This is a genomic window from Stenotrophomonas sp. 78350_Sma, from assembly GCF_056482105.1.
Window position 1 is genome coordinate 3,296,939 of sequence record NZ_CM151182.1, and the last position, 12,863, is coordinate 3,309,801.

General features: G+C 62.6%; 21 protein-coding genes. 12 read left to right on the forward strand and 9 right to left on the reverse strand.

Going from position 1 to position 12,863, the window contains the following annotated elements; translation table 11 throughout:
* Nucleotides 1-127 precede the first annotated feature (127 nt).
* Nucleotides 128-964, reverse strand: coding sequence for a DUF3025 domain-containing protein (locus tag ACZK4H_RS15365; protein ID WP_099554944.1), 837 nt, complete (start codon nucleotides 962-964; stop codon nucleotides 128-130).
* Nucleotides 961-2,322 carry a 30S ribosomal protein S12 methylthiotransferase RimO gene (rimO, locus tag ACZK4H_RS15370; protein WP_099554946.1) on the reverse strand — a complete coding sequence of 454 codons (1,362 nt, stop codon included), beginning with the start codon at nucleotides 2,320-2,322 and terminating at the stop codon, nucleotides 961-963. Before rimO ends, ACZK4H_RS15365 begins: the two co-directional genes overlap by 4 nt.
* Before the next feature lie 108 nt (nucleotides 2,323-2,430).
* On the opposite strand from rimO, the gene ACZK4H_RS15375 reads away from it, so the two are divergent.
* The 3 genes from ACZK4H_RS15375 to ACZK4H_RS15385 all read left to right on the forward strand — a co-directional run bounded on the left by ACZK4H_RS15375 (nucleotide 2,431) and on the right by ACZK4H_RS15385 (nucleotide 3,966).
* Entirely contained in the window at nucleotides 2,431-2,754 is a 324-nt protein-coding gene (locus ACZK4H_RS15375; protein ID WP_239503768.1) for a recombinase family protein, read from the forward strand.
* Nucleotides 2,755-2,901: 147 nt separating this feature from the next.
* Nucleotides 2,902-3,186, forward strand: coding sequence for a recombinase family protein (locus ACZK4H_RS15380; RefSeq protein ID WP_239503767.1), 285 nt, complete (start codon nucleotides 2,902-2,904; stop codon nucleotides 3,184-3,186).
* A 72-nt stretch (nucleotides 3,187-3,258) separates the two neighbouring features.
* Entirely contained in the window at nucleotides 3,259-3,966 is a 708-nt protein-coding gene (locus tag ACZK4H_RS15385; protein WP_239503766.1) for a hypothetical protein, read from the forward strand.
* A 32-nt stretch (nucleotides 3,967-3,998) separates the two neighbouring features.
* Here the strand turns inward: ACZK4H_RS15385 and ACZK4H_RS15390 are convergent, their stop codons facing one another.
* Together ACZK4H_RS15390 and ACZK4H_RS15395 are read right to left on the reverse strand one after the other, a co-directional pair.
* Complete coding sequence (locus ACZK4H_RS15390) at nucleotides 3,999-4,727, reverse strand: hypothetical protein (RefSeq protein ID WP_099554948.1); 729 nt, start codon at nucleotides 4,725-4,727, stop codon at nucleotides 3,999-4,001.
* A gap of 94 nt (nucleotides 4,728-4,821) precedes the next feature.
* Entirely contained in the window at nucleotides 4,822-5,328 is a 507-nt protein-coding gene (locus ACZK4H_RS15395; RefSeq protein ID WP_197577771.1) for a hypothetical protein, read from the reverse strand.
* A gap of 470 nt (nucleotides 5,329-5,798) precedes the next feature.
* Here ACZK4H_RS15395 and ACZK4H_RS15400 point away from each other — a divergent pair, with 470 nt between their 5' ends.
* The 4 genes from ACZK4H_RS15400 to ACZK4H_RS15415 all read left to right on the forward strand — a co-directional run bounded on the left by ACZK4H_RS15400 (nucleotide 5,799) and on the right by ACZK4H_RS15415 (nucleotide 6,896).
* A complete protein-coding gene (locus ACZK4H_RS15400) occupies nucleotides 5,799-5,996 on the forward strand; it encodes a hypothetical protein (protein ID WP_099554950.1) in 198 nt (65 codons plus the stop codon).
* Nucleotides 5,997-6,088: 92 nt separating this feature from the next.
* Nucleotides 6,089-6,364, forward strand: coding sequence for a Ref family recombination enhancement nuclease (locus ACZK4H_RS15405; protein ID WP_239503765.1), 276 nt, complete (start codon nucleotides 6,089-6,091; stop codon nucleotides 6,362-6,364).
* Nucleotides 6,361-6,564, forward strand: a complete 204-nt coding sequence (locus tag ACZK4H_RS15410; protein WP_143567705.1) for a hypothetical protein — start codon at nucleotides 6,361-6,363, stop codon at nucleotides 6,562-6,564. Before ACZK4H_RS15405 ends, ACZK4H_RS15410 begins: the two co-directional genes overlap by 4 nt.
* The gene (locus tag ACZK4H_RS15415; RefSeq protein WP_099554952.1) at nucleotides 6,561-6,896 is read left to right on the forward strand and encodes a Lar family restriction alleviation protein; all 336 of its coding nucleotides are present in this window, start codon (nucleotides 6,561-6,563) and stop codon (nucleotides 6,894-6,896) included. The genes ACZK4H_RS15410 and ACZK4H_RS15415 overlap by 4 nt, the downstream gene beginning before the upstream one ends.
* Nucleotides 6,897-6,919: 23 nt before the next feature.
* Here ACZK4H_RS15415 and ACZK4H_RS15420 read toward each other — a convergent pair whose 3' ends face one another.
* Nucleotides 6,920-7,540, reverse strand: coding sequence for a hypothetical protein (locus ACZK4H_RS15420; protein WP_143567707.1), 621 nt, complete (start codon nucleotides 7,538-7,540; stop codon nucleotides 6,920-6,922).
* Between the two features lie 175 nt (nucleotides 7,541-7,715).
* Between ACZK4H_RS15420 and ACZK4H_RS15425 the strand changes: the two genes are divergently transcribed.
* A complete protein-coding gene (locus ACZK4H_RS15425; protein WP_308304014.1) occupies nucleotides 7,716-8,426 on the forward strand; it encodes a hypothetical protein in 711 nt (236 codons plus the stop codon).
* Between the two features lie 94 nt (nucleotides 8,427-8,520).
* Here ACZK4H_RS15425 and ACZK4H_RS15430 read toward each other — a convergent pair whose 3' ends face one another.
* On the reverse strand, nucleotides 8,521-8,739 hold the full coding sequence (locus ACZK4H_RS15430) for a hypothetical protein (protein WP_099554958.1): 219 nt from the start codon (nucleotides 8,737-8,739) through the stop codon (nucleotides 8,521-8,523).
* A gap of 129 nt (nucleotides 8,740-8,868) precedes the next feature.
* Here ACZK4H_RS15430 and ACZK4H_RS15435 point away from each other — a divergent pair, with 129 nt between their 5' ends.
* Nucleotides 8,869-9,318, forward strand: a complete 450-nt coding sequence (locus ACZK4H_RS15435; protein WP_099554960.1) for a glycoside hydrolase family 24 protein — start codon at nucleotides 8,869-8,871, stop codon at nucleotides 9,316-9,318.
* Here the strand turns inward: ACZK4H_RS15435 and ACZK4H_RS15440 are convergent.
* The 3 genes from ACZK4H_RS15440 to ACZK4H_RS15450 all read right to left on the reverse strand — a co-directional run bounded on the left by ACZK4H_RS15440 (nucleotide 9,248) and on the right by ACZK4H_RS15450 (nucleotide 11,649).
* Nucleotides 9,248-9,508, reverse strand: coding sequence for a hypothetical protein (locus ACZK4H_RS15440; RefSeq protein ID WP_099554962.1), 261 nt, complete (start codon nucleotides 9,506-9,508; stop codon nucleotides 9,248-9,250). The two genes, ACZK4H_RS15435 and ACZK4H_RS15440, sit on opposite strands and share 71 nt — an antisense overlap.
* Nucleotides 9,509-10,196: 688 nt before the next feature.
* On the reverse strand, nucleotides 10,197-10,901 hold the full coding sequence (locus ACZK4H_RS15445) for a hypothetical protein (protein WP_158230225.1): 705 nt from the start codon (nucleotides 10,899-10,901) through the stop codon (nucleotides 10,197-10,199).
* 184 nt (nucleotides 10,902-11,085) lie between these two features.
* Nucleotides 11,086-11,649, reverse strand: a complete 564-nt coding sequence (locus tag ACZK4H_RS15450; protein WP_329813200.1) for a hypothetical protein — start codon at nucleotides 11,647-11,649, stop codon at nucleotides 11,086-11,088.
* A 64-nt stretch (nucleotides 11,650-11,713) separates the two neighbouring features.
* Between ACZK4H_RS15450 and ACZK4H_RS15455 the strand changes: the two genes are divergently transcribed.
* The 3 genes from ACZK4H_RS15455 to ACZK4H_RS15465 all read left to right on the forward strand — a co-directional run bounded on the left by ACZK4H_RS15455 (nucleotide 11,714) and on the right by ACZK4H_RS15465 (nucleotide 12,819).
* Nucleotides 11,714-11,923 carry a hypothetical protein gene (locus ACZK4H_RS15455; RefSeq protein ID WP_478472985.1) on the forward strand — a complete coding sequence of 70 codons (210 nt, stop codon included), beginning with the start codon at nucleotides 11,714-11,716 and terminating at the stop codon, nucleotides 11,921-11,923.
* Nucleotides 11,924-12,280: 357 nt separating this feature from the next.
* Nucleotides 12,281-12,505, forward strand: coding sequence for a hypothetical protein (locus tag ACZK4H_RS15460; protein WP_239503764.1), 225 nt, complete (start codon nucleotides 12,281-12,283; stop codon nucleotides 12,503-12,505).
* Nucleotides 12,502-12,819, forward strand: coding sequence for a hypothetical protein (locus ACZK4H_RS15465; protein WP_099554965.1), 318 nt, complete (start codon nucleotides 12,502-12,504; stop codon nucleotides 12,817-12,819). The genes ACZK4H_RS15460 and ACZK4H_RS15465 overlap by 4 nt, the downstream gene beginning before the upstream one ends.
* Nucleotides 12,820-12,863 lie beyond the last annotated feature (44 nt).

The window sequence follows — 12,863 nt, forward strand, 5'->3', positions numbered from 1 at the left end:
GCGCGGCACAAACCTCCGCGGCCGGACGGCAAACACACCGTTGTCCCCATCGCGGCGATGACTCGCCGGAGCCATCTGTCGGGCGTTCACGGCCTCGGAACGAAGTGCAGTCGACTGACAGTCGACTTTACAGGAGCACGTGCAGCGGCGACGGGTACTTCCGCCCGGTACGCAACGGACGGAAGTAATCGCTGTTGGCGTAGAAGGCGGCATCCTGCCTCTGGTGCCAGCCCGGAACGCCAGCCAGTGGCAGCGGACGCAGCTGCAGTGGATCGGTCGCCGCCCTGCCCTCGCCGATGGCCGCAGCCACCGTGGCAATGCAGGCATCGTCATCGGCGCCCTGCACCACCACACACTTGCCGACCAGCAGGCGCCCCGGCAGCAGCGCCTGCTCCATCAGCGCGTGCCCGAATATCGCAGCGATAGCGATGTCACCACTCTGCCAGCACGCAGGCTCGAACAACGCCGGCCAATCATGCACGTCCCATGCGGCCAACACGTCCTCATCGCGCACGCGCACGATGACGCCGGTTTCATCGAACTGCGTCAGTGCAGCCTGTGCGCGATTGCGCTGGCCGGGCGGCATGGCAGCGATATGCAGGCACTGCTGTGCGTTGAGTGCCCGCTTCAGCTGCGGGTGGCATGCCCACACCAGCGAATTGAACAGGTCATGCCAGTTGCCGGCACGGGTGGCAATGCGCCCCTGGGCGATGCGCGTTTCATAGTGCAGGCCATCAACCAGCAACGCGGCGTCCTGTTCCACCAGGCGCTTGCCGGGCAATGCCAGGCGTGCATCGAGCGCAGCGATGGGCGGCCATGCCGTGCAGTCCAGCAGATCACGGAAGTCGTGCAAGCCGGCGAACAGCGGATGTTCAAACACCTGCAGATCGACCGCCGCACGCGGCGGCGGCACGAAGCGCCGGGAACCGCCGCCGTCGCCAGCGGCGGTCGTCGCTGCGGTCACAGCACCTTGAGGTCGAACGCAGGGCGGGTGTTGGCTGACAGCGCATCGCCGTACAGGTCGTGCTCGTCGCTCTCGGTGATCTCCACGTCGACGAACTCGCCCACGCGCAGCGACACCTGATCGGCGTTCTGGATGTGGACCAGGCCGTCGATCTCCGGCGCATCGGCCTTGGAACGGGCCACCGCGATGTCACCTTCGATGGCATCGACCAGGCACTGCTGCACGGTACCGATCTTCGCTTCCAGGCGCGCGGCGGAAATCTGCGCCTGCTTCTCCATGAAACGGGCCAGGCGCTCCTGCTTCACTTCTTCCGGCACAGCGTCGGGCAGGTCGTTGGCGGTGGCGCCCTCGACCGGTGAGTAGGCGAACGCACCGACGCGATCCAGCTGTGCTTCATCCAGGAACGACAGCAGTTCTTCGAACTCGGCCTCGGTCTCGCCCGGGAAGCCGACGATGAAGGTCGAACGCACGGTGATGTCCGGCGCGATGCGGCGCCAGTTCTGCACGCGCTCCAGGGTCTTCTCGACCGCGCCCGGGCGCTTCATCAGGCGCAGGATGCGCGGGCTCGCGTGCTGGAAGGGAATGTCCAGGTACGGCAGGATGCGGTTCTCGGCCATCAGCGGCACTACCTCGTCCACGTGCGGATACGGGTAGACGTAGTGCATGCGCACCCACGCATCCAGCTCGGACAGTCCTTCACAGAGCGCCTTCAGGCGGGTCTGGTAGGCCTTGTTGCGCCACATCTTCTCGGCGTACTTCACGTCCACGCCATAGGCCGAGGTGTCCTGCGACACCACCAGCAGCTCGCGCACACCGCCACGCACCAGGCGCTCGGCCTCACGCAGCACCTCATCGACCGGGCGCGAGACCAGCTTGCCGCGCATGGACGGAATGATGCAGAAGCTGCACTTGTGGTTGCAGCCTTCGGAAATCTTCAAGTAGGCGTAGTGGCGCGGGGTCAGCTTGATGCCGTAGTCGGGCACCAGGTCCACGAACGGATCGTGCTTGGGTGGCAGCGCTTCGTGCACCGCCTCCATCACGCTCTGGTAGTCCTGCGGGCCGGACACCGCCAGCACGTTCGGGTACGCCTCGCGGATCTGCTCCGGGCGCTTGCCCAGGCAGCCGGTGACGATGACCTTGCCGTTCTGGTTCATCGCCTCGCCGATCGCGTCCAGCGACTCGGTCACCGCCGAATCGATGAAGCCACAGGTGTTGACCACCACCACATCGGCCGAGTCGTAGGACGGGACGATGTCGTAGCCCTCCGAGCGGAGCTGGGTGAGGATGCGCTCGGAATCGACAAGGGCCTTCGGGCAGCCAAGGCTGACGAAGCCGACTTTGGGGTTCAGCTGGGACATGGAATCGCGGGACTCTGGGGGCCTGGGCCCCTGCCGGCATGGCAGGGGTTCCTGGGGGCCGGGGCCTGAAAGGGCGCCAGTATACCGGGGTTGGTGGCCGGGCTCTGAATGGCCCTTGATGCCGCCCTCTCCATGCAGGATGAGGGTCTGTCGGCCTACCACCAGCGACGTGTGACCAAGGGCGCCTTGGGCGTATTCCTCGCTGCGATCGTTGAGGGCCGCATTCCGGCCGGGTCCGTCCTGATCGTTGAAGGTCTCGATCGACTCAGCCGCGCGGAGCCCATTCAGGTCCAGGCTCAGTTGGCGCAGATCATCAATGCGGGGATCACGGTGGTGACCTCCAGCGACGGCCGCGAGTACAACCGCGCCAGGCTCAAGGCCCAGCCCATGGATCTGGTCTACAGACTGCTGGTGATGATCCGAGCGCACTAGGAATCGGACACCAAGAGCAAGCGCGTGCTCGCCGCCATCCACCGCCAATGCAAAGGGTGGCAGGACGGGACCTGACGCGGCGTCTTTCGGAACGGCAAGGATCCAAGCTGGACCCGACTGGACCCGCAGACCAAGGCGTTCCAGCTCGTGCCCGAGCGTGCCGAGGCTGTGAAGCTGGCGATCCGGATGTTCAGGGATGGCCACGGAGCCGTCAGGATCATGCGTCCCCTTGCTGAAGAGGGCCTGCAGATGACCAACGGCGGAAACCCGGCCGGCCAGCTCTACCGGATCCTCCACAACAGGGCCCAGATCGGCGAGAAGGTGTTGGAGATCGACGGCGAAGAGTACCGACTGGCCGGGTACTACCCTTCCCTGTTGAGCGCGGAACAGTTCGCTGACCTGCAGCAGGCGACTGAGCAGCGCGCGAAATAGAAGGGCACCGGGGAGATTCCCGGCCTGATCACTGGCCTGAGGATCTCCTACTGCGGCTATTGTGGATCGGCAATGGTCGCGCAGAACCTGATGAATCGCGGACGCCGTGAAGACGGCGGACCGCAGCAAGGGCACCGGCGGTTGATATGCGTGGGCAACTCCCAAGGCATGGGCTGCGCCGTTGCAGGCAGCTGCAGCGTCGTACCTATTGAACACGCGATCATGAACTACTGCGCGGACCAGATGAACCTGGCCCGGTTGTTCGAGGGTGGGGATAGATCTGAGGCGCTGGCTGGCAAATTGGCCATTGCGCGGGCACGGGTAGCTGACACTACCGCGAAGGTTGAGCGGATCACCGATGCCATGCTGGCAGATGACACAGGAGACGCGCCGGCCGCATTCATGCGCCGGGCAAGAGAATTGGAAGCATCGCTTGCCGAGCAACAAGCCGAAGTTGACGCGCTAGAGCTCGAACTTGCAGCAGTCGCGAGCTCACCCACACCTGCCGTGGCCAAGGCTTGGGCCGACCTGCAGGAAGGCGTGAAGGGACTGGACTATGACGCGCGGACCAAGGCGCGCCAGCTGGTAGCCGACACATTCGAGCGCATCACCATCTACCACAGGGGAACCGAGCCGGAGCAGACGCGGTCGTGGAATGGCACGATAGACCTAGTTCTGGTAGCCAAACGCGGAAGCTCTCGGATCTTGCACATTGATCGACGTACCGGCGAGTGGCGCAGTGGAGAGGAGGCGTCCATCTTTGACTTGATGGATCATTAGCGACCGCCAAGCTGGAAAAGGTACAAGATCGCCTATGCGGCATCCATTTCAATCGGGGTTGACCAAAGCCTGGACCGAATGACCGCCTCTAACTGGTTCATCTCCTTCCTACCAGCGTCCCTCATCCATTCGATTTTATCCGTGGAATCTTGTGAACTAGCTCGCACAGGATGCTTGAAGTAGATTTCATGCTGTACCAGTGCCGTGCTGATGTTCGACAAGATCCGAAGGAATTCGTTCTTCAGCGACTCCGGGAGGAAAATCGCGTGTCGACTTGTCTTGTTTAGCGCAGAGAGGTGCGCTCTGCGGGCGAGACTCGCCGTCCTCCAATAATCGAAAAAGCGGAATTTGGCCGACTTATCATCAGCCTCTAGAAGCTCGGCCTTTTGCCACGCATCAAGTTCACATTGGGCAACGAATTCCTTTAGATGCGCCGACGTCATCGCGTTGAGGTCGGGGTATGACTGGAAGGCGGAAACGAGTGATGCGACCCGCCAAAACGCCTCGTGCACTTCATCCCAAACAAGAGGCAGAATTTCAAACTCTTGTTGATGAAGCCTGGCAATCCGATCAAATGTTCTTGTCAGGTCACTTTTGAGGCGCTCGATCTCCTTATTCTGATCGTGGACCATCTCCTGAAGCCGGCTCTTAAACTTGTCTTCCAGCCAACTAGAGGCGAAGTGCTTGAGGGATTTATAGATAACAAGGCCGGCACCACCACCCGCAGTTACGACTGTGATAATGAATTCTGATGGCGTCAAAGGTGGACTCCGTTACGGCAACCGCCGGTTCACTTGACACTTTACTAAGCAACTTGGTCCGCCACTAGCTAGAATGGTTTGATCGCCCGGCGCCTCAAAATCGCGCTAATCTGTCCAGTTGCCTGCGCCCCGCACTCACCCACTGTTTCATCGGATCCGTCGCCCTAGGCTTGGTCTCCTTCGGGGGGCGGCGCAGTTCCAGCGCTTTCTTGACCCTTGCAGTGGCGGCTGCTGTTGCCTCGGCTAGGCGTCGCGCCTGTTGCTGCTGCTCGCGGGTTGGCGGCAGGCCTGGCAGTGGCGGTGTCGGCTGGATCGGCGCGGTGTCAGTCAGCCGGGCAACGGCCTCGCGAAAAGGAAGATCGGGATAGAGCCTGGCCGCGCACCAGCGCTCGGCGTACCGCTTCGCCTGCCGGACATTGGCCGCGCGCACTTCCTTCACTTCCCAAAACTTGTGGCCCTCCAGCCATAGGCGCACCCCAGGACCGCCATCGAGTTCGACGCCGGCCGTCTCCCGGCCGCTGTACCAGAGCGCCCAGCGCTCGCCGGTCTGGACCCAGCCAGAGGAAATCGGAGCAGTGCGGAAGTCATGGGAGCACTGCATGGCCGGAAGGATACGACCGGCCGTCGCAGATCCTGCGAACGCGGCGGCGACCCGCCTGAATCGTTTGGAGACGGTGCCGGCGCGGCGCTGCTCAAGCGCCCCTAGGTTGAGCTGCCTGCGGCCCCGGATCCGGCAAGGTCAGAATGCCCTCACCGCCCGGCCGGCGCTATCGGGCAACCACCCGCTGAAGTTCAGGGTTCTCCCTACGCCGCCAGTTTGTGCTCATAGAACGGATGCCGCTTGTCGTCAAAGATCCGGTACAACGCGGCCAGCTCAGCCGGGTCCGGATGAGCCAGGCATGCGGTACGGCACATCGCCCGTTGCGTTGTACGTGTCCGCGAACGACAGCTGCGGCCATTCCCAGGTCTGGGTTGTTAGCGTTCGGTTCGAGTCGGGCTCATAGACGTTGTCCACTCCTCCACCCGCGCGCACCTGGCAAAGATCGCTGAGCTGCTGGGAGACAAAGCGGCATGACCAGCGCCGATCACTTCGGCCTGGAAGTGCGCCTAGTCAGCGAGCCAGTGGTCGTGGCCGGTTGGTATCTGGCCTACCGCTATGGGGTGAAGCCACTGGTGATGTACGCCTCGCGCGGGATGACGGTGTGGCGCGAAGGCATGCGGCAGATCCCAATCACGCGCTATGCCGGCCCTATCCCGGAACTGCGCTGATGTGGTCGAAGGCGCCGCCGCCGACGAGGGAAGAGGGCGCCCGCATCGAGCTGGCCATGACCGGCCCGTGTATGGCCTGCCTCGCGCTGTAGATGCAGGAGCTGCTGGAGCCGGAGCTTGTGGTCTACGGCTGCGACTACAACCACGCCAAGAGCGGGAACCTGCGGCGGGGCCACATGTTCGGCTACGCCCTCTGCAAATGGCACCACATGCGGCATCCAATGAAGGGGAACACCTTCGCGACGATGCGCCAGATCTACGGCCCGAGCCTGCTGGATGGCTCGCGGACCTTCCACGAGACGTACGGCTCCGACGACGAGCTGATTGCAAACCAGACCTACATCAAAGAACTGAGGGCGGCATCATGAAGAAGACGAACGCACTGGCGCCGAGGTTGAACCCTCAAGTCGCGCCACGCGAACGGCGGATGAACCACAACACGGTGTCCCGACCCAGGCGAGTGAAGGCCCGGGTGGTCGCCGATGGCCCGGCCGAGACGGTGGACCAGTTCGAGGCCCGTGGCGGCCAGGTGCAGCGCCTTCCTGCCAGCTGGGAGCAGCGAGCATGACTGCGCCCGCTTTGAAGCCATGCCCTTGGTGCGGCCGCGAACCCTCGGTGATGGCCAGCCGAAGCGGGATTGGGTTTCTCATCATGTGCGACGCCGCATTGGATGAATGCCCAGCGACGCCTGCCGTCGATGAAGGCTCAATGGAGAAAGCCAGCCGCGCCTGGAACAAGCGAGCGTCCCGGTGGAAGCCCATCTCCGACGCGCCGCAGGACGGCACGCGGCTGATGCTATGGGACTCGGTGAGTAAGCGATCGGTGTTCGGCAGCTGGCGGGGTGACAACCCCAAGATCACGCACTATGACGCTGAGCCGGCCTGCCCGGAGCGTGACTGATGCACCCGAACAAATCCTTTCGATCATTCACGCTTGATGAGACTTTCAATGGCCTTCTCGGCCTCCTCAGCCAATGGCATCAGCTTCTTCGAACACGACTCGAAGAATTTGTAGTCCTTCTCCTCGAAGTTCTCCTGAGGTCTGCAAGTAACCAGATACCCGTAGACAGTTTGAGCTCCCGAAACTACGTCCAGCACAGGATGAATTGCATCGCCGAGGTCCAGAGCGTCCATCGCACGATGTCTGATATCAAGGTATGCGCCATACTCCGCGAATGCTGCGGCAGGGCTTTTCAGGTTGTCTCGAAGATGGATTGTAGACACGACGGAGAAGAATCCTGTCATCTCAATTCGCATAGAGACTGCAATAGCACGGGCTCTTATCGCCGCATTCGCGGTCTTTTCTTGCTGCAGCAAATCGGCGGCGGTCTTCCGCTCCAAGGCGCTCTTTTGCCGCTCCGCCCTCAGCTTTTCGTTAGATTCGGCTTTCTCTCTGGCGGCCTTTTCGCTCGCTACCTTCTGGCGCCACATTGCAAATGCAAAGGTCCCCACAGTCAATCCTGCCTGGGTCCATGTCGCCCATTCGCTTTGCGTCATGCAGAGCGAGCTGGTGAACCAGCTGCAGTAGTTAATCGGATCGGCCACGCCACGTTCCCCGTTTTCAGTCGCGCGATTGTATGCGGGGGGAAGGCTTGATGCACGGCATGGGCTTCGGTTGTCGCCTGATCTAGAGAGAGGGTCTCAATAGGGCCGCAGCAAGTAACCACCTGGCGCGATCGCGCGCTGCACGAGCAAACCACCAGGGGGAAGGCGCATGGAAATGAACAAGGCACTCGAACTGTTGGCAAATCGCATGGGGCCAGCCACGCAGAGGTTCGACGCATGCGGCGGCGGCGGACGCCCCGAGCTGACGACGCAGGACATTGCCGCTGCCATGGCGTACGTGCAGGACGGTCTTGGCCGGGAGCTGATGGAGGCGCTGTGGTGGCCAGAGAACGCATCTCGCCGCCGCGAGCATCTGCGCAAAGCGGTAATCGGGCTGGTTGCCCCGGAGTTCATCCGGCAGATGCATGGCTTGGCTACCGCACGGACAGAGTTCGGCATCGCCAAGGCATGCATGGGGTGGGGTGGCAGCCAGGTGACGGAGGCGCAGCGGCGCGAACTACAGAGGACCGAGAACGCGCTGGACGAGGCGCGCGCTGCAGCCTGGCCGAACAACACTATGGAGCAGCTTGGGGTACTGGCCGGCGCAGTGATTGCGGAATTGGCCAGCTGCGGCTGCTGCAAGTCCTGCGAGGGCACGCGGGTTCAGGCCGCGCCGACCGGGAGTGGTGTCGTTGAATGCGAGGTATGCGGCGGCATGGGGTTGGAGCAGCTCAGCGGGCGCAAGCGCGGGGTGGCGATCGGCGCTGACGATGCGGCGTATCGACGGTTCTGGCGCCCGGTATACGAGTGGATGCATGAGCGCATGCGTAGTGCGGAGCATGTTGCTGCGGAGCAGTTTTCGAGGGCGCTGAATCGCGCCGCTTAGTGAGGACTTGCAGGGTCCGTAGATTGGCGGGCAAATTGACCACCATCCAGACTCAAGCCCCGGCCCAGCCGGGGCTTTTTCGTTGCAGAGGGCTTTAGCAGCTCTCCAGGGCGTCAAAGATCTCAGAACGAGCTTGCAGGGCGGATTTCTCAGAAGGATAGGCCTCCGACAACGTGACGCCGGCGACAATGATGTTGACCTGATAGCGACTGCTGCCAGCTTGCGGTCCGCAATCAACTACGTCGCTGATTGCACTGATGTGAGCAAGGCGAATGGTGTAAGCGGCGAAGTCGGTGAAATCGTCGGCGGTCATGCCCAATGGTCCGTTCTGAATGAGTGCCCATCGTGCGCCATGGGCAGCACAAGCACAAAGAAAAGCTGCAGAGATTCCATGAATTCCACGCCCCACTTTGACCGGGGCGTTCTCTTTTTCGGAGGCGCCATGGCGCAGATCGCACCCCAACAGTCTGGCGGCGTGAACGTCGTGGCCTTCCTCGACATGCTGGCCTGGTCCGAAGGTACGGACAATGGCAAGCAGCCCACCCAGGATCGCGGCTATGACGTGATCGTCGGCGGCCAACTGTTCAAGAGCTACACCGACCACCCACGCGTGCTGGTGGACCTGCCGAAGCTCAAGATCCAGTCCACTGCAGCCGGCCGCTACCAGCTGCTGCGTCGCTACTACGACACCTACAGGAAGACGCTCGGCCTGAAGGACTTCTCACCGCTGAGCCAAGACCTGATCGCGCTGCAGCAGATCCGGGAGCGCCGGGCGCTGCCGCTGATCCAGGCGGGCAAGATCCCAGAGGCCATCAAGGCGGTCAGCAACATATGCGCGCGTCTGCGGTTGGCGAGGCCTCGACCGTGCCAGCCAACAGCGCCACCGGGTTGAACGCCGGGATTGCCGGCGGCAGCGCCAGATGCTCAGCCACCTGCTCGTGTGTCAGCTGGGCAGCCGCCACCGCCTGCTTCAGCACCCCATCCCGCCCGGACACGTCGGAGCCCAGCGAGATCAGCACGGCCTTCTGCATGACGCTCAGGCCCTGCAGCGGCCAGCACTGCGACATGATGATGGTCGACATGTCAAAGCCCCAGCGGCATGTTCTGGCCCGGGGCCACTGGCCACCAGGTACAGGTGGGCTTACCGGTCGTAGCGCACGGCGCAGACCGGCCGCGCCAGATGCGGCCCTCTCGGGCCAGCTCTGGCAGGCGACGGCCCAGCATGTGGCGGTCAAGGCCAGTCAGCGTCGACAGGTGGAGACTGCTCTGCCCCGTATGGCGGATCACCGCAGCCTCGGTCTGCGAAGCGGTCGCGCACGCCCTGAAGCAGCACGGAGACCTCTGATGCGCCACCTGGCCCTGCCCTTCTTCTGCGCCGTCGCCGTCGGCCTGCTGCTCGCCCTCTTGGCGCGGGCGCTGTGCACCGGCGTCGATTCCGTCGCCTTAGCTTGCGCCAACAGCGCGGTGTTTTTCGCCAGGCGATGCTGGGAGGAGCTACGCACCGCCTGGCCGGCCATCAAGGCCGAACTGGGGCATCGCAGCAATGCTCGGCAGCGCGCCCATGTCGACCGGCGACGCGCCATTAGCAGACATCCGCTCGGAAAATCTTGGTCCGTGCCAGCCGGACATATACACGTCGGCTACACACTCCTGGGTTTGGTGAGAGCAGCCACGAGAACTTCTTTCGCTGTCAATTTCACCCGAGAACCTACCCGAGTCCAATTGTCCGGCGTCAGAATAGAAACCGCGCCGGAATTCAGTGATGGTTCTTCAAGAAGGAACCTTGTCGTCTCTGGAAGGTGCCACGCTTGCACGTCTCGTAACGCGGTTTGCCTCGGCCTCGGCATCACCACTCAAGGTCAAGAGCAGAGTTGTCGCTGTTGTTCCGTCATTTGCCCACTCCATGCGAAACCCTTCCCAAAGCTCCAAACGATTCCTCGGCGGACTGGGCTCAGTAAATCTGCGCGCCTGACGTGCAACATACCCAGCCAATGCAATTGCACCGGTGACGCGCTGAGCGAGCTCGATGTCCAGGGAGCTCGTCGATGCCCCGATCCTGCCCAACTCATCCTCCAAAGCATCAATCATGACAGTCAGTTTCTCTGCTTCAGCTGCTGCGGGAACATGCTCTTGACACCGCAGAAAGCCACTGATGCCGGACACTTGAGCCTGAGCTCGATGAAGGCGAGGCCAAAGCGAAATAAACGCGATCCTGCCGGCTTCTACGCGCTCAGCACGCTGCCGCCGCCTCGCTTCGCTTGCCAGCCAGAGGGCTACTACAACAGCAGCAATCGCTGCGATGGCAGAAGCCCAGCTAGCGGCCTCAGCAGACCGAAGTTCCGGGACACCAACAAACAGAGTTGCCGCTGCGGCTCCAGCACCAAAAGCAACCATCAGCGCTCCAACAACGTACCTCCGAGTCCATTCGGCAATTTGCATAGATTTTTTTCGAGCCCATCGAAGCAGTTCGCTCATGTCCTTACTTCCGAATCCATTGCGGAGCGCATTCTGCCATGACCTACATCCATCCAGACGATCGGGACCACCCGCTCGCGCGCGCCTTGGCCGCTACCGCGCCCCAAGGACATCGCAGCAACTCCAACACTGCACTGATCGACAGCAAGGCGGAGGGCAAATGATCTTTGGCCCCCTCCCTACCTCATTGCAACAGCACATCAATTGCAGCAGAGGCGCTAGCCAGGCGTTCCGAACTTTGATTGATGAACTTCACCATAGCTTTGTAGGTTTCTGCCTCAATAATGCCTTGACTCTTCTCCTCAAAATCTCCTATTACAGCAGCCTGCTCGAGTCGCTTGATCGCTGCGAAGGCACTTTGCATCGGGGCAGCCGCCGCCCCAAACTCGTGCAGCTGCGGCATCGCAGCATGCAAGGCCGGAGACAGGTTCGTCACGATCTGAACTTTGTCCAGCAGCTCACGAGTTTGGTCACCGTGGAGCTTCTTTGCCGAGTCAAGCACTGCACGAAGCATGAGAACGTCCGTAACGACGCTGACAGCATACGTTCTTGCCTTCAGTTGTTTGTCGGCAAGTCGATCTTTGCGATCACGCACATGCAACACCGTAGGTACGGCTATAGCCACTGCCAAGCCCAGCACACTAGCCCAGAACTGCGCCCAAGCTGGGTCCAGCCAAGCCTGCTGCCCTGCAGGCAAAGCGCAAGTTATCGAGTTCTTGATCTCAACCGCCCATTGCATCGTCGGCACGCCAGCACCCTAGTCGTTTCTGCCGAGCATTCTGCCATGCCAATGCAGCCGGAGGAGATCACCCATGGCTGACCAGCTGCTCACCGCTGCACAGGCCAAGCACACCGCGCGCGTGCTGCTGACCGAATGCTGGGCACGCCGGCACGGTCTCGGCTTCTGGTTCGCCTTCAACGCTGCACAGCGCGCGCATACGTGCCACCGCCCCCCCCCCTCTCCACTGCCGGCACCGCCGCGCGCACCGGCACTGCCGGTCCAATTGGACCTGTTCGCATGACCGCACCACTGCCCATTTCCCCGGCCACGGCTGTCGAGGCCACCAAGGCATCGTCGCCTGTCGCCGCGGTTGTCTCTGCCATGCGTCGCGTCGATCCGGCCACCGCTGTTGACGGGCGCGAGGTGCGCGCTTGGGCTGACACCCTGTTGAAAGCGCTCTACACCGCTCAGCCAGTGCGCTGCGAGTATCGCAACAAGGACGATCACCGGCCAGGCTGCTGGATGCAGGCCGACGCAGGGCACGTGTACGGCGCCCACCAGCGTGAGCTCGTTGTCCGCGCACTGTTCGAGACACCGCGCGTAATCCAGCCCGAGAAGGTCCACGACTTCCAGCGGCGCGTGTGCACGCGCTTGGGGGATGAGCGAGGACTGGGCAGGGCCAGATTGCTTCCCACCCGACAACAAGGCCGTCCCGCGCCAGCTGCTGCCTGTCGACCCGAGTTGGTTCCTTGAGCCGCTGAAGTGGATCCGGGACGCCGACGAGGCTCCGGTCAGCACGCACGAGCGCCGCCGCAGGGCGACCGAAGCCACCTTCCTGATCGAACAGCTCGAAGCCCACATCGAGGAGTGCAACAAGCCATGACCCAGGAACATATCAGCCACCTGGAAGGGTTGCCGAACTGCGCCGCCGGCCACCGCGCGCGCCACATCCACGACAAGCGCTGCGCCTCCGCTGGCGGTGGCCACTTGGTCGAGTGCGACTGCAGGTCGACCAGCAAGCATGCCGACCTCGCCAAGGCGGTCGAGGCATGGCGCCGGCTCAACCGGCCTGCACGCAGCGTGCGCGCGTCGGCCTCACCGGCTGTCGTCGACAACGTCGTGCAGTTTAAGCTCGGTCTGGCGGAAGAATCGCCGGAGCGGCAGCGCGCGGCAGGAGGCGGCCATGGGCGCGGCTGAAAAGCTTGCAGCACCGCCGACTATCGGTGCTGTGGTCTTTGAAG